The following is a 17,458-nucleotide window of genomic DNA, read 5'->3' on the forward strand; positions in this document are numbered from 1 at the left end:
CACGAGTGTGTTCACAGCGACCCCGCCCCGTAGCGGCGCACGGCCCAGATGAGCATGGGGCCGCCGAGGAACGCGGTCACGATGGCCACCGGCACCTCGCCGGTGGGCAGCAGGACGCGCGAGCCGATGTCGGCGACGAGCAGCAGGATCGGGCCGAGCACCATCGTGTAGAGGATCAGCCACGGCACGGAGCCGCCGGCGGGCCTGCGGACCAGGTGCGGGACGATCAGGCCGACGAACAGGATGGGTCCCGCCACCGCGGTCGCCGCGCCGCTGAGCACGGTGATCAGCACGAGGGCGGCGACCCGCACGCGTCCGACGTTCGCGCCGAGGGTGTGCGCGACGGTCGCGCCGAGCGACAGGGCGTTGAGCGCCCGGCTCAGCAGCAGCGCGCCGATGAGGGCGAGGGCGATGACCGTCATGGGCAGGGCCATGGGGGCCTGTTCGCGGGCCGCGAGGGAGCCGACCGACCAGAACCGGTACGCGTCGAAGGTGTCGGGGAGCATCAGGCGCAGGCCCAGGGCGACGCCGTTCAGCACGGCGGTGAGGGCGACGCCCGCGAGCACCAGACGCAGCGGCGAGTGCCGTCCGACCGCGACGACGAGGAGTGCGGCGACGACCGAGCCGATGACCGCCAAGCCCAGCTCACCGGCTTGATCGACCGTCAGCCCGAGCGCCGAGCCGATGGTGACGGAGAATCCGGCCCCCGCCGTGACCCCGAGGATGCCGGGTTCGGCGAGGGGGTTGCGGGCCAGCGTCTGGATGAGGGCGCCCGCCACCGCGAGGGCCGCGCCCACCACGATGGCGAGCAGGGCGCGCGGCGCGCGGACGTCCCGCACGATCACGTGGTCGTCGTTGGAACCCTGGTAGTCGAACAGGGCCCGTACGACCTCGCCGGGCGCGACCGAGCGGGCGCCGATGCCGATGCTGAGCACGGCGACGACGGCCATCAGCACCAGGCCGCCGACGAGCAGGCCGGTCCGCGAGACGGTCTTTCCGGTTCCGGCCGCCTCACGGGCGCGGCCCGCGACGGTCACCGCTTCAGGAGCGGAGCGAACGACGTGTCGATCGCGTCCAGGGTCTGCATGGCCTGCCCATAGGTCGCGGCCTCGGTGTAGCGGATCGGGAAGGTCTTGCCGGCCTTGACGGCGGGCAGGTTCTTCCACAGCTTGGAGTCCATGACGTACTTGACCGGCTTGGGGACGCTGCCGTCGGGGTTGACGGAGTAGGTGATGGCGTCGGCCTTGCCGAGGGCGTCCGGCAGTTCCTCGATGGAGGGGTACTCGCTGACGGCCTTCGAGCCGGGTCCCGGCTCCTTGACCTTGCCGTAGTACTTCGCGCCGACGTCCTCGGCGATGTTGGTGCCCCACGAGCCGCCGAACTCGCGCTGGAACGTGCCCTTCGCGGTCTCGCCGTACGCGCCGACGTGGCCGAGCTTCAGCTGGGGCAGCACGTTCGCGTACTTCTTGGCCAGCTTGCCGGCCTCGGTCTCGTACTTCTCCTTCGCGGCGTCGAACTTCTTCAGCGCGCCCGCCGCGTCGGACTGCTTGTGGGCCAGCTTGCGCCAGGCGGACGGCACGGTCGGGCCGATCGCGACGACGGGAGCGATGCCTTCGAGCCGCTTGACGTCGATGTCGCCGAGGACCGGGGCGGGCACGCCGATGACGATCAGGTCGGGCTCGGCCTCGGCGATGGCCTCGTAGTTGGTCTCGGTCGCGAGCTCGCCCGCCACCTTGGGCGTCTTCTTGTACGTGGCGAGGTCCTGCTTGCTCATCATCGACTCGCCCCGCTTCCAGGACGAGATGCCGACGAGGGGGGCGCCGCCCTCGATCAGGGCCGGGACGGCGTAGCCGGTGGCGACCACACGCTTCGGGTCGGACGGAATCTTGATCTTGCCGTTGTCCGCAGCGAACGTCCGGGTCTTCCCCTTGCCGGAGTCGTCCGATCCGCCGTCCGACGAACCGCACCCGGTCACCAACAGGGCCAGCGCCACGGCACCGACCAGGCCCGACGATCTGCGTATGGACATGTCTCGCTCCTTGTTACTTAGGTAAGGCTCACCTTAGTAGATGGCCCTCTCGGCAGGTCAATCGGGGCGCGTGACGATGTCGCGCGCCCGGTCCGGCCGGTTGATCAGTGGTCGTCCTCGTCGAAGTCGGCGACGCCGCGCTTCCAGTACCCGGTGATGTCGTGGTCGGCCTTGCCGAGCCCCAACTCGTCGCGGACCCAGCGGCGCAGGGGCTTGATCTGGCCCGCTTCACCGGCGACCCACACGTAGACGCGCTCCCCCTCGGGCACGGTCACCGCGGTCACGGCACGCTCCAGAGCCCCGCCCGTACCCGCGGGCAGCCCGCCGCGGTGCAGCCAGCGCACCTCGAAGCCCTCGGGCGCGGACAGCTCGATCTCCTCGCCGGCGTCGGCGACTTCGACGAACGCCCAGCCCTTCGCGGTCCGCGGCAGCTCCTCCAGCCACCGCGCGATGGCGGGCAGGGCCGTGATGTCACCGGCGAGCAGATAGCGGTCGTAGGCGTGCGGGACGATCAGGCCACCGGGCGGTCCCGCGACGTGCACGACAGCGCCGGGCTCGACCGTGTGCGCCCAGTCCGACGCGAGGCCGCCGTCGTGCGGGACGATGTCGATGTCGAGTTCGCCCGTGGCGGGGTCGTAGCGGCGCACGGTGTACTCGCGCGAGGTGGGCGCGGGCCGGGGCCAGCGCAGCATTGCCCCGTTGCGCTCGGGCAGCCGCAGCTCGCCGTCCGGTTCCGGGAAGATGAGCTTCACGTGCTCGTCCGGGGCGTGCGCCTCGAACCCCTCGGTGCCGGGGCCGCCCAAGGTCAGCCGCAGCAGCCCTTCGCCGACCTTGGCGGTGCGGACGACCTCGGTCTTCCGGATGCCGATCGGATAGCCCACCTTCTCGGCGTGCGACCCTTCGCGGACCTCGGCGATCCGGTCCAGGTGGCGGTGGCGGTGGTCGACCCGGGTCACGCGGCACGCTCCGTCAGGAGAGCCGTCCAGTGGCCCAGTTCGGGCTGCTCGGCCAGGTCGGGGAACTCCAGCGCGGTCGCCCCCGCGGCACGCCACCGCTGAACCAGGGTCATGATCCGCACCGAGTCGAGACCGAGGTCGAACAGGTCCTCGTCCGGAGCGATCTCGGCGGGGTCGCAGTCGAGCAGCTCCGCGATGTCGGCGCGGACGCGCTCGGGCGACAAGCTCTGGTTCATCGGACGCTCCTTCAGGAAAACACGCAGCACGGGCTCTCCTCCCCCGGCCCGTACTCAGGGAAGGCTAACCTAACTTAGCCATGGTGATCACGTGAAAACGGGAGGCCTGAATGAAGGCCTCCCGTTGTTCCGTGCCGATGGCCGCGTCTCGCGTGCCGCGTGTCGAAGCGTCACATGGCGTCGCGCAGGGCGTTCTCGACCACTTCGGTCAGGGCCGGGTGGATCCACAGCGGACGCTCGGCGACGTCCCGCGCCGTCAGCCCGAAGGTCATCGCGAGGACGAGCGGCTGGATGAGGGTGGCGGCCTGCGGTCCCAGCACGTGCGCGCCGAGCAGGCGGCCCGTCCCCCGGTCCACCAACACCTTGCAGAAGCCCTGGGTCTCCTCCAGGGCCCAGCCGTACGCCACGTCCTCGTACCGGCGCGTGCCGACCACGTACTCCTTGCCCCGCTCGCGGGCCTCCTGTTCGGTGAGCCCCACCTGGGCGATCTGGGGCCGGGTGAACACGGCCGCGGGCACCACGTCGTACGACATCGTGCGCGGCTCGTCGGGGTGCAGGAGGTTGTGGGCCACCACTTCGGCCTCGCGGTTGGCCACATGCTTCAAGGGCGGTCCGGGGATGATGTCGCCGAGCGCCCAGACGCCCTCGGCGCCGGTCCGCAGCTGCGTGTCGACCTCGATCATTCCCTTGTCGTCGCACGCGATGCCCGCCTTGTCCAGGTCGAGCGTGTCGCTGTTGGGCTCGCGGCCCACGGCGACGAGCAGCGTGTCGGCCTCGACGACCGCGTCGTCGTCGAGCGTGAGGCGCAGCCGCCCGGGGCTTCCCTCCACACGGACCAGCTCGCGGCCGAGCCGCAGGTCGTACTGGTCGCGCACGGCGTCGGTGAAGGCCGCCGCGACCGATTCGTCCTGCTCGGCGAGGAGCGTGTCCTTCTTCTCGACGACGGTGACGTCGGTGCCCGCCGCGTGGAAGACGTGGGCGAGCTCTGCGGCGATGTAGCCGCCGCCGAGGACCACCATCCGCTCGGGCACCTCGTCGAGGCGCATCACGGTGTCGGACGTCTCGAAGGGCAGACCGGAGTCGGCGACCGGGGGCGGGACGACGGGGCGGCCGCCCGCCGCGACGACGATCCGGTCCGCGCGCAGCGTCTCGGTCCCGTCGGCCGTCTCGACCAGGAGCTCGCGCTCTCCGGTGAAGCGGGCGCGGCCGCGGTACACGGTCACGAAGTCCGAGGCGCGGCGGTCGTCCTCGCCGTCCCGCGACACGGAGTCGAGGCGGTCGAAGACGCGCTCCTGGACGGCCGGCCAGTCGATGCCGTCCGACGTCGCCCGCACGTCGTGCCGATCCGCTTCCCGTACCCCATCGGCCACCTCGGCCGTCACGGACAGCATCTTGCTGGGGATGCAGCCCGCGTTGAGGCAGGTGCCGCCGAAGGGACCCTCCGCCACGACGGCGACGTCCAGACGGGAGAAGCGGTCGTCGATCAGCACGTTTCCGGAGCCGACGCCGAGGACGAGGAGATCATGGTGTCGCATATACGGAGAGTATCCACATATGACCTCGGCACACCTCCGGAGCCGCGCCCACCCCTGTGTCCGTCCGCACGCGCGGGCTTGTCACAGGTGCCGCGGCGGGCTGTTGCGGACGGCGGAGCGGCGCGCCCACAGCGCCATCGCCAGGAGGGCGACCCCGGGCAGGAAGTACGCCCACGCGTTGGCCGTGCCCCTGGCGGCGCCGACGCCCCAGGCCACCGACCAGACGGCGAGCAGGACGCACAGGGCGCCCCAGGCCAGGGTCCGCATGCGCTGCCGCGCCTCGAGTCTCTGCTGGGTGCCGCGCTCCATCTCACCCATGGCGTACGGGCCGCCGTGCTCATCATGTGTCGTCATACTCCGCCGGATGCCCCCAAGTCCGCGCCCGAACCAGCCCCGCACCGGCCCTAGTCGACGTCGGCCCGGGACTCCCCCATCGCCAGACCGTCGATCCAGTTGATGGCCGCCGTACTCCCGTCGGTGCCCCAATAGGTGCCCCACCGCGGCTTGTTGCCGAGGTCGTCCCAGGTACGGGCGCCGGTGCGGGAGGCGATCTCCTTGCCGTCCAGGTACGCGGAGAGCTTCCCGGAGCTGCCGGAACTCGTGGTGATGCCGAGCTGGACGGAGTGCCAGGCACCGGCCGACCACGGGGCGGAGCCGATGGCGATCCACTCCTCGCCGGGGGCGACGTACCAGACCTTCAGCCTGCCGTCCTCGACCTTCATGATGACGGGGTAGTTCTGGCTGTGCTGGTCGTTGGTGCCGTTGGACTTCCACTGGAAGACGGTCTGCGCCTCCCCCGTCTTCGTCATCGAGTCCCACCCGAACCAGTACGTGCGTCCGTCACGGAAGGCGTACTCGCCGCTCGCGGTCCGCACGTTGTGCGCCTCGCAGCGCGGTACGCCGATGGGTTTGTTGAACTTGAAGAAGTCACCGCGGGCCGTGCCCCAGTTGTCGACGGTGACGCTGCCGGGCGCGTCGCACAGGGTGGTCCCGAAGACGCCCAGCCCGCGGGACGCGTCGCCGTCCCACAGCACGCTCTTGGCGCTCTTGGCGCTCCCGCCGTTTTTGGCCTGCTCGGTGCGCCCACCGCTGTCGTGCGCCGCGAGGTCGGCGGCGTGCGGCGCGGCGACAGCCCACGCCAGAACGCCGGCCACGGCGATGCCGCCTGCCCAGGTCAGTGTCTTCGCGGTCCGGTTCACGGCGTGCTCCTGCGAGGTGGGGGGTGGGGCGGCCACGAGGGTGCCACTCCCCCCACCACGACAGCAAGCGCTTTCACACCGGAGGTTTCAGAAGCGGCGTGCCACAGCCTTCTGTTGACGCGCCACCGTCTTCTGCGCGCTCCCCGTCAGCGACCGGACCGTCCCCTTCGCGTCCCCCGCCGCGCCGCTCAGCGCCTTCGTGGCGTCGCGGCCGGTGCGGCGGGCCGCCTTGCGGCCGGTCGCGGCCGCGGTGCGGGTGCGGTGGGCGAGGGACGGCTTGCCGTGGGTGTCGGCCGCCGCGATGAGGAGGCCGCCGAGCAGCGAGAGGTTCTTGGTGAACTGGGTGCGCTGGGCGGCCCGTTGCTCCGGATCCTTCTCCTTCCACCACGCGTGCCCCGCCAGGGTCGTCGGCACCAGCGTGCCGGCGAGCGCGAGGGCCGCGACGCGCGGGACGCGGCCGGTCGCCAGCATCAGGCCGGCGCCCAGCTGGACCGCGCCGTTGATGCGGACGAGCCGCTCGGGGTCCTCCGTGAGCCAGGGGATCCGGGAGGCCACGGGCGCGACCACGGGCTCGGCGGCGGGAGCCGCGCGCTGCGGGTCCCGGAGGGTCTGCAGCCCGCCCGTGACGAAGACGGAGGCGAGCATCGGGCGTGCGCATTTCCTGAGAACAGCCATGCCCATCGGCTGCCCGAAATGCGGGCGGTCAGTCAGACGGCATCAGGCGGGCCGCTCCGGGTACGGGAACAGCAACCGAAGCCCGACCGACCGCACCCCCGCCGTGACGGCAGGACCGCGGGACGGCGGAACGAATCGAGGAGGACTCCATGGCCGGACTGATCTCACGCCTCAGGGCCTACAGTCGCACCCCGCAGGGGCGACGCACCATCGCGTCCGCGCGCCGCGCCGCCGCCGACCCGCGCAAGCGCGCGCAGGCCCGCTCGCTCCTCTCCCGGTTGCGGGGACGCCGTCACTGAGCCGGTGGCCGGGCGGGCGATGAGTTCCTGCGTGTGCGGCGGTCTTCAGAGATAGTTGCCGCACACCAAGACTTCCGGGAGCCTTCAGATGCGTACCTTGATCAGCACCGCTTTCGTCTCGCTCGACGGCGTCGTGGAGGCTCCGGGAGGTGAACCCGGCTACCGGAACTCCGGTTGGACGTTCAAGGACATCGACTTCCTCCCGGAGGCGTACGAGATCAAGGGCCGGGAGCAGCAGGAGGCCGCCGCGATGATGATGGGCCGGGTCAGCTACGAGGCGTTCAGCCCCGTCTGGCCGGGCATGGAGGACTTCGCGGACTACAAGGTGATGCCGAAGTACGTCGTCTCCACCACCCTGCGCGAGGGCGACCTCGTCGACAACTGGGGCGAGACCACGATCCTGCGCTCGCTCGACGACGTCGCCGCGCTGAAGAAGACCGAGGGCGGCCCGATCATCGTCCACGGCAGCGCCTCCCTCAACCAGGCCCTCGCGGACGCCGGTCTGATCGACCGCTACCACCTGCTCGTCTTCCCGCTCCTCCTGGGCGCGGGCAAGCGACTGTTCAGCGACGCGGACAAGGACGCGCAGAAGCTGCGGCTCGTCGAGCACGAGGCCTACGCCAACGGCCTGCAGAAGAATGTGTTCGACGTCCTGCACTGACCTTAATCTGTGCGAATGTTGCTCTACGCCCCGGCGGCCCTGCTCTTCCTCGTCTTCTGCTGGCGGATGGTGCGCGAGCGCCGCCGGTTCGGCAACGCGGTGCTCCTCGGACTCGCCGCGCTCTGCGCCCTCGCGGCCTGGATGTACCGGCTGGTCTCGTCCGGCTCGACGGTCGGGCTCGTCGTCGCCTCCACGCTGCTCGCCCTCGGGGCGGTCGGCATCCTCGTGCTCGTGGGCCTGCTCTTCCTCAACGGACTGCAGATGGTGCGCAAGGAGGGCCGCAGCCCCTCCAACCTGCTGTCCTTGATGGGTGCCCTGTGTGTCATCGGCGTCGTGGCCCTGGTGGTCACGGCGGCGGTGCTGCGGACGCCGGTGCTGGTCGGCGTGGGCACGGCGGCGCTCGGTCTCACCGCTTACCTCTCGTTCCTGTTCCTCAGCTTCGTCGTGTACGCGTTTCTCTACGGCCGCATGCGCATCCGCCGCAAGGCCGACTACGTGGTCGTCCTCGGCTCCGGCCTCGTCGGCGGGTCCACGGTGCCGCCGCTCCTCGCCAGCCGTCTGGAGCGGGCGCGTGAGGTGCACGCACTGCTCGGCAAGCGTGGCGCCGCCCCCGTGCTCATCACCTCCGGCGGGCAGGGCCCCGACGAGGACCTGCCGGAATCGCACGCAATGGCGGACTACCTGGTGGAGCGCGGCTTCCCCGCCGAGCTGATCGAGCGGGAGGACCGGTCGACGACGACGGAGGAGAACCTGCGGTTCAGCAAGGCGATCATGGAGAAGACCGGCGCCGACTACCGGTGCGTCGTCGTCACGAACAACTACCACGCGTTCCGCGCGGCGCTCATGGCCCGCCGGGCCGGTGTCAGGGGGCAGGTGGTCGGCTCGACCACAGCGGCGTACTTCTGGCCCAACGCGACGATCCGCGAGTTCGTGGCCGTCCTTGTCGCCTACAAGCGGACCAACATCGCCATGTGCCTGCTGTTCGTCCTGGCCGGAGTCCTGGCGTGGGCGGCCCGCTAGAGGGCCGGTCGGACGGGCGGTGAGTCGTCCGTGCATCGGACACGCATGAGCGGCCGCGTCCCTGTCCCACGAAGGCGCGCGGCCGCTCAGCTCGGAGGTGGAGCCGCCCACTGACCGGTCAGCGGCTCCGGCAGGATGTCACCCCTGCACCCGTCGCGTGCCCACGGGGCGGGCGCGTACACACGTTCGCGCCCAACCGTTCCGTCCGCTTCACGTCGAGTCCCTCACCACCAGCTCCGGCTCGAAGATCAGGGACGTCGGTTCCGTCCGTACGCCCCGCACGTGCTCGTGGAGCAGCCGCGCCATCGCCGCCGCCATCTCCTCCACCGGCTGGCGGACGGTGGTGAGCGGCGGCCTGCAGGTCAGCGCCACGCTGGAGTCGTCGAAGCCGACCACCGCCACCTCCTGCGGCACCTGCCCGCCCCGCTCGCGCAACAGCTCGCACACGCCCTGGGCCATGAGGTCGTTGGCCACGAACACTCCGTCGAGGTCGGGGTGCCCGGCCAGGAGTTCCACCATCGCCGCCGCGCCGCTCTCCCGAGTGAAGGCGCCCTCGGCGATCGGCACGTACGCCGTCCCCGCCCGCTCCAGCGCCTCCCGGAAACCGGCGAGCCGCTCCTGCCCCGCCGGCAGGTCCAGTGGTCCCGTGACGGTGGCGAGCCGCCGTCGGCCCCGCGCGAGGAGGTGTTCGGCGGCGAGCCGTCCGCCCTCGCGGTGCGCCAGATCGACGTAGCTGACCGGGACGGGCTGCGTGGGACGTGCGAAGCACACGGCGGGCAGGCTCTCGGCGACGAGCTGGGCCGGAAGCGGGTCCTCCGCGTGCGTGGAGACGACGAGCGCCCCGTCGGCACTGCCCTGCCGCAGGAACTCCGTCACCTGTTTCCTGGCCGCCGCGCTCTCGGCGACCATCAGGACCGGGTGCATGGAACGCGGCCGCAGGAAGCCGACCACGCCGCTGATCACGCGGCCGAAGAACGGGTCGGCGAACACCCGTGCCGCGAAGGCGTTCTGCACGCCGTCGCCGGGACGGCCGTCTCCCCGTTCGCCGTCGTCCCGTTCGCCGTCGTCGCCCCGTTCGCCGTCGCTCTCCTCGCCCGCGCCCGAGATGACGAGCGCGAACGTCTCCGTGCGCCGGGTGACCAGGGAGCGCGCCGCGCGGTTGGGCGCGTACCCGGTGCGCTCGATCGCCTCGCGCACCACGTCCCGGATGGCCGGGTCGACGTTGCGCACTCCGTTGATCACCCGCGACACCGTGGCACGGGAGACCCCCGCCTCCCGTGCCACGTCCTCGAGCGTCAGCGACTGTCTCTCCATGCGTGCACTCTAACTTCCCTGCACAGCACGGAGATAGAGCGCTCTCCCGTCGTGCGTCGGCGGCTCATGGGGTCACTGGTACACGCCGAACTCGTAGAGCGAGTAGCCCCATCCCGTGCCGCGGGCGGTGCCGTGGATCCGTACGTAGCGGCCCGTTCCGTCGACGTCGAAGTCGTCGATGCCGCCGTTGCCGTCCTTCACCTCGTGGACGGTCCGCCAGTTCTGTCCGTCGTCGGAGGTCTGGATCGTGTACGCCTTCGCGTACGACGTCTCCCAGTTGAGCTGGACGTGCCGGAACGACCGGGGGGAGCCGAGGTCGACCCGCAGCCACTGGGGGTCGCTCCAGTCGCTGGCCCAGCGGGTCGTCGCCTTGCCGTCGACCGCGCCCGCGGCGGTGCAGGGGCAGTCGCCGCCACCGGCCTGCTCGGAGGAGGCCGTCGCTGTCCTGCCGAGGGCGATGTTCGTGCCGTCGACCGGCGGGGCCACCACGCGCACCGAGCGGGTCTCGACGCCGACGTTGCCCTTGCCGTCGGTGACCTTGACGTAGATCTTCCACACGCCCGTGCGGTCGGGCGCGGTGACCTTCAGGCGACCGTTGCCCAGGTCCGTGTGGCGCAGGGGCGTCAGATTCTTGTCCTTGTCGATGTACATGCTGTTGGCGAGGACTTCGTGGCTCAGGGCATCCCCGTCGGGGTCGGTGGCCTGCGTGGCGAGGGTGAGCGCGCGGCCCGCCGGAACGTTGGCGGCGTCGCCCTCGACGTTCATCGAGGAGATGACGGGCGCGGTGTTGTCCCGGGAGGTGTCGGCGCCGTACGCCTTCTTCACGGCGGTGTACGCGAGCCGCTTCTGGCCGGCGGGCAGCAGGTTGAACCAGATGCCGCCGAAGTCGTACTCGGTGCCGTAGTGGAACATCGTGGCGCCGAGTGCGACGCCCTTGTGGCCGGTGACGCAGTTCCAGGCCTTGGTGTATCCCTCGGCCTTGGCGCGGTCGGTGGGTTCCCGCGGCACTCCGTTGGCGTCGTCGGGCACCTCCCACTCCCCCGCGGGCCCGGTCTCGGTGACGATGTACGGCTTGGTGTAACCGCCCTGCTCCCAGGTGGACTTGATGTCGCAGACCGCGTCGTAGGAGTTCACGGCGTACAGGTCGAGGTCGGGGGCGTTCTTCTTGTAGTAGGGCCAGGCGCCGGTCCACGCGTCGGTGGACGTGACGGGGTGGTCGGGGTCGACGGCATGGATCTTCTTGGTGACGTCGTTGACGAAGGTGGTGTAGGCATCGCGCTGGCGCTCCAGCTCGGCGCCGGTGTAGCAGTTCTGCAGCCCGAGCACGGACTCGTTGCCCACGTTCCACATCAGGACGCCCGGGTGGTCCTTGTAGGCCCGCACCCACTTGGGGAACTCTTCGAGCATCTGGTTCTTGTACGCACTGTCGGTCAGGTAGTTGACGCAGCCGCCGCTGCCGGGGCCACCGCCCGGCTGCAGCCAGAAGCCCGCGATGACCTTGACGCCGTGGCGGGCGGCGGAGTCGAACAGCGGCTTGCTGGAGGCGTCGGTGCCCCAGGTGCGGATGGTGTTGACACCCATGGACCTGAGGTCGGGCATGTACGTGTCGGCGTCGGCGACGCTCGGCCCCCAGGTCAGGCCCTTGACCTGATAGGGGGAGCCGTTGACTGTCAGTTGCCAGTTCCCTTGCGAGCCGGTCACCTTCACCACGCTGCCGGCGGCACCGGCCTGCTGGGCGGGCAGGGCGAGGGCACCTGAGGCGAGCAGGGCGACGGTGAGCGGCACGGCGAGGCGCCGCCGTCTCGTCGGCGGACGGGGTGTGCGCACTCCGGGCATGCGGACTCCGGGCATGGGGGGTCTCCTGTGGGGGTGAGGTGGAATGGGCCTGCGCCGGTCAGGGGAGTTCGTAGTTCTCGTCGAGCGCCGCGCCCGCCTCGGGGTGCGTCTCGTCGTATCCGCGGGCGTTGCACTGCAGCCCGCCGACGACGCAGTGGTCGACCAGGGCCTTGAGCGTCGCGGGGTCCCAGGCGTTGAAGAAGTCGTAGTGGAACGAGTGGCCCGCGCCGCTCGCCAGTTTCACCTGCGACAGGTCGCCGTTGACGGGGAATGCCATCTTGAACTCGATCATCGGCACCGCCACCGGGTGGGACGCCGGGCAGATGTTGTCGTTCGTGCCCGGCTTCACCGTCGGGTACGACATGTGGCTCTGGTGGTCCGGCGTGTCGAGGTTCTTCCCGTCCCAGCAACTCGGCGCTTGGAAGCGGATGTTGAGCTGGGTGTCCGCCGATGTCGGGCAGTTCTTGGGGATGTCCACGTTGAAGTAGCTCTCACCGCACTCCCAGCCCTCGACGAAGCCGGGGTGGCGGCGGAACTCCTCGGCGCTCTGCGTCGGACTGCCGACGACGTAGCGCAGCCCCTCCGGGAACGGGCGCACGCTGGTGTAGTCGGTGACGCCGGCCTTGTAGTAGATGACCTGCGGGCCCACCGGGAGGACCGGCTGCCCGGCCTTCAGGAGGGTGGGCATCCAGTACGCCGACTTGTCGCCGGGCGCCTTGCACGCGGTGTTCCCGCGCTTCAGGGAGTCCGTGGTGCTGTGCGCGTCCGTCGTGGTGTTGCCCATGAAGGTGTGGTCGTGGGACTTGCCCGGTTGGCCCGGGTAGACGATCGGGTCGTCGGGCCTGGTGTGCGTGACCGAGCAGTTGGCCTGGAACTCGTGGAAGTAGCGGTGGGGCGGCGCCTTCACCCCCTCCTTCAGTGCCGGCTTCGCGCCGGTGACCGGCGACGACGCCGGGATGGTGCCGTCACCGTCGCGGTCCTCCGCGGCGGTGACGGTGGACGCCGCCATCGTGTGGCCCTGGTGGTGGTGCGCGGAGCTCGGGGCGGGGGCGGAGTCGGCGCCCGCTGCCATGCCGCCCACGCCGAGCGACGTCGCCAGGAGCGCGCCGGATATCAGTAACCCTGAGATGATCTTCGATCTCCGTGCCATGGAGACCTCCTGCCGAGTCAGCCGGATCGATGGGGTTGCCAGTGGTTCGGGAGAGCGCTCTCCCGACTCGGAGTGTCGTGGCCGTCGTGTGAGCGTGTCAATAGAAAGTGAACGCTTCCGAGCCACGCCCGCACCACGGCGCCCTCCACCCCCCGGCGGCACCGTCCCGCACTTTTTCTCGACGCCAAGCGGCCCTGTACAGGCCTTTCTTGATGTTCCATCAGGGACAACACCGGTAACTGGCGTGCGACCCCTTGACGCGCCCCTCACGCGGATGAACTATTCCCGGTCAAGAGAGCGCTCCCCCGGCTCCCGATCGTTCACTTCCTGAAACAGGAGAGCCCCCATGCCACCCACCCCCACACGCCGCACGGTTCTGGGCGCCATCGCCGCGTCGGCCGCCACCGCGGGCCTCGGCGCCGCCGCCTCCCCCGCGTCCGCCTCCGCCACCGCGGCGCGGCCCCTTGCCGCTCGTCGCCTGCCGGGCGGCGGCGACCTCGGGCCCAACGTGATCGTCTTCTCGCCCTCCACGTCGGGCATCCAGGCGAAGCTGGACCAGATCTTCAAACAGCAGGAGAGCGCGCAGTTCGGCACCGGGCGGTACGCCCTGCTGTTCAAGCCGGGCACGTACAACGGGCTCAACGCCCAACTCGGCTTCTACACCTCGATAGCGGGGCTCGGCCTCTCCCCCGACGACACCTCGATCAACGGTGACGTGACGGTCGACGCCGGCTGGTTCAACGGCAACGCCACGCAAAACTTCTGGCGCTCAGCCGAGAACCTCGCGCTCACCCCGGTCAACGGCACCAACCGGTGGGCCGTGGCGCAGGCGGCACCCTTCCGGCGCATGCACATCAGAGGCGGGCTCAACCTCGCGCCCAACGGCTACGGCTGGGCCAGCGGCGGCTACATCGCCGACAGCAGGATCGACGGCAGCGTCGGCCCGTACTCGCAGCAGCAGTGGTACACCCGCGACAGCTCCGTGGGCGGCTGGGTCAACGCCGTGTGGAACATGGTGTTCTCCGGGGTACAGGGCGCGCCGGGCCAGAGCTTCCCGAACCCCCCGTACACCACGCTGGAGACCACGCCGATCTCGCGCGAGAAGCCCTTCCTGTACCTGGACGGCGCGGACTACCGGGTGTTCCTGCCGGAGAAGCGGACCAACGCGCGCGGCACGACCTGGGGGAACGGAACACCGCGCGGCACGTCGCTGCCGCTCGACCAGTTCTACGTCGCCAAGCCCGGCACCAGCGCCGCCACGATGAACGCCGCCCTCGCCCAGGGCCTCCACCTCCTCCTGACGCCCGGCATCTACCACGTCGACCGAGCCATCGAGGTGAACCGCGCCAACACCGTCGTGCTCGGCCTCGGCTACGCCACGCTCGTGCCCGACGGCGGCGCCTCGGCGATGAAGGTCGCCGACGTGGACGGGGTGCGGCTCGCCGGCTTCCTCATCGACGCGGGTCCCGTCAACTCACCCGTGCTGTTGCAGGTCGGGCCGCGGGGCTCCACCAGGGACCACTCCGCCAACCCGATCACCGTCCAGGACGTCTTCATCAGGATCGGCGGCGCGGGGCCCGGCAAGGCCACGCTCAGCATGGAGGTCAACAGCCGTCACACGATCATCGACCACACCTGGGTGTGGCGCGCCGACCACGGTGCCGGAGTGGGCTGGGAGACCAACCGCGCGGACTACGGGGTGCACGTCCGCGGTGACGACGTCCTGGCGACCGGCCTGTTCGTGGAGCACTTCAACAAGTACGACGTGGAGTGGTCGGGGCAGCGGGGACGCACGATCTTCTTCCAGAACGAGAAGGCGTACGACGCGCCCAACCAGGCGGCGATCCAGGACGGCAATGTGAAGGGCTTCGCCGCCTACAAGGTCGCGGGTTCGGTGACGTCCCACGAGGGCTGGGGCCTCGGCAGCTACTGCAACTACACGTCGGATCCGTCGATCCGGCAGGACCACGGGTTTGCGGCCCCGCGGACGCCGGGCGTCAAGTTCCACGACCTGCTGGTCGTGTCGCTCGGGGGCATGGGCCAGTACGAGCACGTCATCAACGACACCGGTTCCGCCACGTCGGGCAGTTCGACGGTGCCGTCGACGGTCGTCTCCTACCCGTGAGCCGTCCTACGTGAGGCGTGCTCCGGGCCACGGCCAGGGCCGGGGAGGACGGAACGGTCAGTTCCCGACTTCCCGGTCCCAGTCCTTCTCGAATTCCTTCTTGAACTTCTTCTCGCAGGCACGGCGGTCGTCCTGGCTGTCGGCGTCCTTCATGCACTCCTTGAAGGTCTGCGCCGAGTCCGAATTCAGGATCGACACACCCAGGGCGATGATCAGCCCCGAGGCGATCAGTCCGAGCAGCCCGAGGACCGCCCCGGTGATGGCCATGCCCCGGCCGCCGGCCCGCCCGCGACGCGCCCGCACCGCGGCGACGATGCCGAGGATCACGGCGAGCAGTCCCAGCAGGACGCCGCCCACGACCGTCCAGAAGAGTACGCAGGCGAGGATGCCGAGGACGAGCGCCGCGATGGCGAGGCCCCGGCCGGGTGCCGCACCGGGCGGGGGCTGCTGGGGTTGCTGCCATCCCTGCGGCCCCTGCCCTCCCTGCGGCTGCTGCCATCCCTGCGGTTGCGAGCCGTCGTAAGCCGCCATCCGCTGACCTCGCCTTTCCTGGTCCCCGAGCCGACGATCATGACCTTCGGTCATCCTCACCCAGAGGACGAGGGGCCGCACCCGGTGTAGGCCTCGGCGAGGTACGTGGACCCGGCGGCCGAATCCGTCACGGCGGCCAGCTCGCCGAGCTGGCGGTGCGTGTCGAAGTCGGTGGCGTCGGGGTGCCGGTGCAGCATCGCCGTCATCCAGTAGGAGAAGTGCTGGGCCCGCCAGACGCGGCGCAGCGCCCGGGGCCCGTACGTGTCGAGGGCGGCGCGGTCGCCCGTGCGGACGGCGCTCTCCACTGCTTCGGCCAGGACCCGTACGTCGACCAGGGCGAGGTTGAGCCCTTTGGCGCCGGTGGGCGGGACGGTGTGGGCGGCGTCCCCGGCCAGCAGCATGTTCCCGTACCGCATCGGGTCGCACACCAGGCTGCGGAACCTGAGGACCGAGCGGTCCGTGACGGGCCCCTCCTTGAGCGAGAAGCCGTCCGGTCCGGCCACCCTGGCCTGCAGTTCCGTCCAGATCCGGTCATCGGACCAGTCCGCGGGGTCCTCGTCGGGGTCGCACTGGAAGTACATGCGCTGCACGGTGTCGGTGCGCTGGCTGATCAGGGCGAAGCCCCGCTCGGAGTGGGTGTAGACGAGTTCCGCGGCGCTGGGCGGTGCCTCGACGAGGATGCCGAACCAGGCGAACGGGTACGCGCGGTAATAGTGCGTACGGGATTCTTCGGGCACCGCGGTCCTGCACACGCCGTGCGCCCCGTCGGCGCCGACCAGGATGTCGCACCGCACTTCGCCGGGCCGTCCGTCGGCGCCGTCGAACAGGATGCCCGGGTGCTCCGTCGTCAGGTCGACGACCCGGGTGCCCGTGATGCCGAAGCGGACGTCCGCGCCGTCGCGTTCGCGGGCGTCGGCGAGGTCGGTGAACACGTCGGTCTGCGGATAGAGCCAGACGCTCTCGCCGACGAGTCCCCGGAAGTCGATGCGGTGGCCGGTGCCCTCGAAGCGCAGCTCGATGCCGTCGTGCCGCTGCCCGTCGCGCAGCACGCGGTCGCAGACTCCGGTGTCGGTCAGCAGCCGGACGCTGTCCGCCTCCAGGATGCCCGCCCGGCTGGTCCCCTCTATCTGCGCCCGGGTGCGGTGGTCGACCACGACGGAGTCGATGCCCTCGCGGGCGAGGAGGTGGGAGAGCATGAGACCGGCCGGGCCCGCGCCGACGATGCCGACCGTGGTGCGCGTGAGGTCTCGGAACACGGCCCGTCCCTTCAGGTCAGGTCGGTCGGGTCAGGTCGCCAGGATGGCGTCGACCGTCTCGTCCAGCGCCAGCGCGGAGCTGTCGAACCACTCGCCTTCGCCGCGGAGTTCGGCGCGCATCGCCTCGTCCAGGAACGACCAGTCGTCGGCGAGGACCTTGTCCCGCGCGGTGAGGCGCCGCGACACGACGTCGATGGAGGGGGCCAGCACGATCAGGCGCAGCGGCAGGTCCTTCAGGTGCTCCCGGTAGAACTCCAGGTGCGCGCGGCGGACGACCACGTCGTCGATGACCGGGACGACTCCCGCCGCGTGGAAGCTGCGGGCGAGGACGGCCGCGTTGCGTGCGCGCAGGAGGAGTTGGCGGTCGGCTTCGAGGTCTTCCTCGGGTTGCGGAAGGTGGCTGCCCGAGACGATCAGGTCCTGGAGGTGGTCGCCCTCGATGTGCGCGCCGAGGGGAAACCTGCGGGCGAGCGCGTCCGACACGGAGCTCTTGCCCGACCCCGGGATGCCGACGACGAGGAACACGTGCGGCGCCGGTTCCGTGTCGACGATCTGCCCCTGGAACGACGTGTCCGGCATGTGCTTCCCACTCTCCGACGCTCACGACCCGAATCAACAGCGTCAGCTTATGCGCGG

Annotated in this window: 18 protein-coding genes; 4 read left to right on the forward strand and 14 right to left on the reverse strand. The window is 70.7% G+C overall.

Annotated features, from left to right (window positions below):
• Positions 1-11 precede the first annotated feature (11 nt).
• From DEJ49_RS02640 to DEJ49_RS02675, 8 genes are all read right to left on the reverse strand, one after another.
• Positions 12-1,037, reverse strand: coding sequence for a FecCD family ABC transporter permease (locus tag DEJ49_RS02640; protein WP_150182190.1), 1,026 nt, complete (start codon positions 1,035-1,037; stop codon positions 12-14).
• Positions 1,034-2,029, reverse strand: a complete 996-nt coding sequence (locus tag DEJ49_RS02645) for an ABC transporter substrate-binding protein (protein WP_150182191.1) — start codon at positions 2,027-2,029, stop codon at positions 1,034-1,036. Before DEJ49_RS02645 ends, DEJ49_RS02640 begins: the two co-directional genes overlap by 4 nt.
• Before the next feature lie 104 nt (positions 2,030-2,133).
• Positions 2,134-2,985 (reverse strand): siderophore-interacting protein, encoded by an 852-nt coding sequence (locus DEJ49_RS02650; protein WP_150182192.1) that lies wholly within the window; start codon positions 2,983-2,985, stop codon positions 2,134-2,136.
• Positions 2,982-3,221 carry a phosphopantetheine-binding protein gene (locus tag DEJ49_RS02655; protein WP_150182193.1) on the reverse strand — a complete coding sequence of 80 codons (240 nt, stop codon included), beginning with the start codon at positions 3,219-3,221 and terminating at the stop codon, positions 2,982-2,984. The genes DEJ49_RS02650 and DEJ49_RS02655 overlap by 4 nt, the downstream gene beginning before the upstream one ends.
• 170 nt (positions 3,222-3,391) lie before the next feature.
• The gene (locus tag DEJ49_RS02660) at positions 3,392-4,756 is read right to left on the reverse strand and encodes a mycothione reductase (RefSeq protein WP_150182194.1); all 1,365 of its coding nucleotides are present in this window, start codon (positions 4,754-4,756) and stop codon (positions 3,392-3,394) included.
• 81 nt (positions 4,757-4,837) lie between these two features.
• Complete coding sequence (locus DEJ49_RS02665) at positions 4,838-5,110, reverse strand: hypothetical protein (protein WP_223832693.1); 273 nt, start codon at positions 5,108-5,110, stop codon at positions 4,838-4,840.
• Positions 5,111-5,160: 50 nt separating this feature from the next.
• Positions 5,161-5,991 (reverse strand): heparin lyase I family protein, encoded by an 831-nt coding sequence (locus tag DEJ49_RS02670; RefSeq protein WP_150182195.1) that lies wholly within the window; start codon positions 5,989-5,991, stop codon positions 5,161-5,163.
• Positions 5,992-6,042: 51 nt separating this feature from the next.
• A complete protein-coding gene (locus DEJ49_RS02675) occupies positions 6,043-6,630 on the reverse strand; it encodes a DoxX family protein (RefSeq protein WP_150182196.1) in 588 nt (195 codons plus the stop codon).
• Positions 6,631-6,779: 149 nt separating this feature from the next.
• Here DEJ49_RS02675 and DEJ49_RS35855 point away from each other — a divergent pair, with 149 nt between their 5' ends.
• The 3 genes from DEJ49_RS35855 to DEJ49_RS02685 all read left to right on the forward strand — a co-directional run bounded on the left by DEJ49_RS35855 (position 6,780) and on the right by DEJ49_RS02685 (position 8,610).
• Positions 6,780-6,929 carry a hypothetical protein gene (locus DEJ49_RS35855; protein WP_190329248.1) on the forward strand — a complete coding sequence of 50 codons (150 nt, stop codon included), beginning with the start codon at positions 6,780-6,782 and terminating at the stop codon, positions 6,927-6,929.
• Positions 6,930-7,017: 88 nt separating this feature from the next.
• Positions 7,018-7,590, forward strand: coding sequence for a dihydrofolate reductase family protein (locus tag DEJ49_RS02680; RefSeq protein WP_150182197.1), 573 nt, complete (start codon positions 7,018-7,020; stop codon positions 7,588-7,590).
• A 15-nt stretch (positions 7,591-7,605) separates the two neighbouring features.
• Positions 7,606-8,610 carry a YdcF family protein gene (locus DEJ49_RS02685; RefSeq protein WP_150182198.1) on the forward strand — a complete coding sequence of 335 codons (1,005 nt, stop codon included), beginning with the start codon at positions 7,606-7,608 and terminating at the stop codon, positions 8,608-8,610.
• A 210-nt stretch (positions 8,611-8,820) separates the two neighbouring features.
• On the opposite strand, the gene DEJ49_RS02690 is transcribed toward DEJ49_RS02685, so the two are convergent.
• From DEJ49_RS02690 to DEJ49_RS02700, 3 genes are all read right to left on the reverse strand, one after another.
• A complete protein-coding gene (locus tag DEJ49_RS02690; RefSeq protein ID WP_150182199.1) occupies positions 8,821-9,924 on the reverse strand; it encodes a LacI family DNA-binding transcriptional regulator in 1,104 nt (367 codons plus the stop codon).
• 72 nt (positions 9,925-9,996) lie between these two features.
• Positions 9,997-11,775 carry a discoidin domain-containing protein gene (locus DEJ49_RS02695; protein WP_317850438.1) on the reverse strand — a complete coding sequence of 593 codons (1,779 nt, stop codon included), beginning with the start codon at positions 11,773-11,775 and terminating at the stop codon, positions 9,997-9,999.
• Positions 11,776-11,818: 43 nt separating this feature from the next.
• Positions 11,819-12,910, reverse strand: a complete 1,092-nt coding sequence (locus DEJ49_RS02700) for a DUF1996 domain-containing protein (protein ID WP_150182200.1) — start codon at positions 12,908-12,910, stop codon at positions 11,819-11,821.
• 346 nt (positions 12,911-13,256) lie between these two features.
• Here DEJ49_RS02700 and DEJ49_RS02705 point away from each other — a divergent pair, with 346 nt between their 5' ends.
• Positions 13,257-15,035 carry a coagulation factor 5/8 type domain-containing protein gene (locus DEJ49_RS02705; protein WP_150182201.1) on the forward strand — a complete coding sequence of 593 codons (1,779 nt, stop codon included), beginning with the start codon at positions 13,257-13,259 and terminating at the stop codon, positions 15,033-15,035.
• Positions 15,036-15,092: 57 nt separating this feature from the next.
• Here the strand turns inward: DEJ49_RS02705 and DEJ49_RS02710 are convergent, their stop codons facing one another.
• The 3 genes from DEJ49_RS02710 to DEJ49_RS02720 are packed head-to-tail and all read right to left on the reverse strand — an operon-like array spanning position 15,093 to position 17,401.
• Entirely contained in the window at positions 15,093-15,566 is a 474-nt protein-coding gene (locus DEJ49_RS02710) for a DUF4190 domain-containing protein (protein WP_150182202.1), read from the reverse strand.
• Between the two features lie 56 nt (positions 15,567-15,622).
• The gene (locus DEJ49_RS02715; RefSeq protein WP_150182203.1) at positions 15,623-16,822 is read right to left on the reverse strand and encodes a 4-hydroxybenzoate 3-monooxygenase; all 1,200 of its coding nucleotides are present in this window, start codon (positions 16,820-16,822) and stop codon (positions 15,623-15,625) included.
• A 30-nt stretch (positions 16,823-16,852) separates the two neighbouring features.
• Complete coding sequence (locus DEJ49_RS02720; protein WP_150182204.1) at positions 16,853-17,401, reverse strand: AAA family ATPase; 549 nt, start codon at positions 17,399-17,401, stop codon at positions 16,853-16,855.
• Positions 17,402-17,458: the final 57 nt, after the last annotated feature.

Origin of the sequence: Streptomyces venezuelae (genome assembly GCF_008642335.1) — a bacterium.
GTDB lineage: Bacteria > Actinomycetota > Actinomycetes > Streptomycetales > Streptomycetaceae > Streptomyces > Streptomyces venezuelae_F.

What these genes read in the sequence shown, in the direction of transcription:
- DEJ49_RS02700 (WP_150182200.1), bottom strand. Translation starts at nt 12,910, where the DNA reads ATGGCACGGAGATCGAAGATCATCTCAGGGTTACTGATATCCGGCGCG.
- DEJ49_RS02680 (WP_150182197.1), top strand. Translation starts at nt 7,018, where the DNA reads ATGCGTACCTTGATCAGCACCGCTTTCGTCTCGCTCGACGGCGTCGTG.
- DEJ49_RS02710 (WP_150182202.1), bottom strand. Translation starts at nt 15,566, where the DNA reads ATGGCGGCTTACGACGGCTCGCAACCGCAGGGATGGCAGCAGCCGCAG.
- DEJ49_RS02695 (WP_317850438.1), bottom strand. Translation starts at nt 11,775, where the DNA reads ATGCCCGGAGTCCGCATGCCCGGAGTGCGCACACCCCGTCCGCCGACG.
- DEJ49_RS02720 (WP_150182204.1), bottom strand. Translation starts at nt 17,401, where the DNA reads ATGCCGGACACGTCGTTCCAGGGGCAGATCGTCGACACGGAACCGGCG.
- DEJ49_RS02655 (WP_150182193.1), bottom strand. Translation starts at nt 3,221, where the DNA reads ATGAACCAGAGCTTGTCGCCCGAGCGCGTCCGCGCCGACATCGCGGAG.
- DEJ49_RS02645 (WP_150182191.1), bottom strand. Translation starts at nt 2,029, where the DNA reads ATGTCCATACGCAGATCGTCGGGCCTGGTCGGTGCCGTGGCGCTGGCC.
- DEJ49_RS02660 (WP_150182194.1), bottom strand. Translation starts at nt 4,756, where the DNA reads ATGCGACACCATGATCTCCTCGTCCTCGGCGTCGGCTCCGGAAACGTG.
- DEJ49_RS02675 (WP_150182196.1), bottom strand. Translation starts at nt 6,630, where the DNA reads ATGGCTGTTCTCAGGAAATGCGCACGCCCGATGCTCGCCTCCGTCTTC.
- DEJ49_RS02685 (WP_150182198.1), top strand. Translation starts at nt 7,606, where the DNA reads ATGTTGCTCTACGCCCCGGCGGCCCTGCTCTTCCTCGTCTTCTGCTGG.
- DEJ49_RS02705 (WP_150182201.1), top strand. Translation starts at nt 13,257, where the DNA reads ATGCCACCCACCCCCACACGCCGCACGGTTCTGGGCGCCATCGCCGCG.
- DEJ49_RS02690 (WP_150182199.1), bottom strand. Translation starts at nt 9,924, where the DNA reads ATGGAGAGACAGTCGCTGACGCTCGAGGACGTGGCACGGGAGGCGGGG.
- DEJ49_RS02665 (WP_223832693.1), bottom strand. Translation starts at nt 5,110, where the DNA reads ATGACGACACATGATGAGCACGGCGGCCCGTACGCCATGGGTGAGATG.
- DEJ49_RS35855 (WP_190329248.1), top strand. Translation starts at nt 6,780, where the DNA reads ATGGCCGGACTGATCTCACGCCTCAGGGCCTACAGTCGCACCCCGCAG.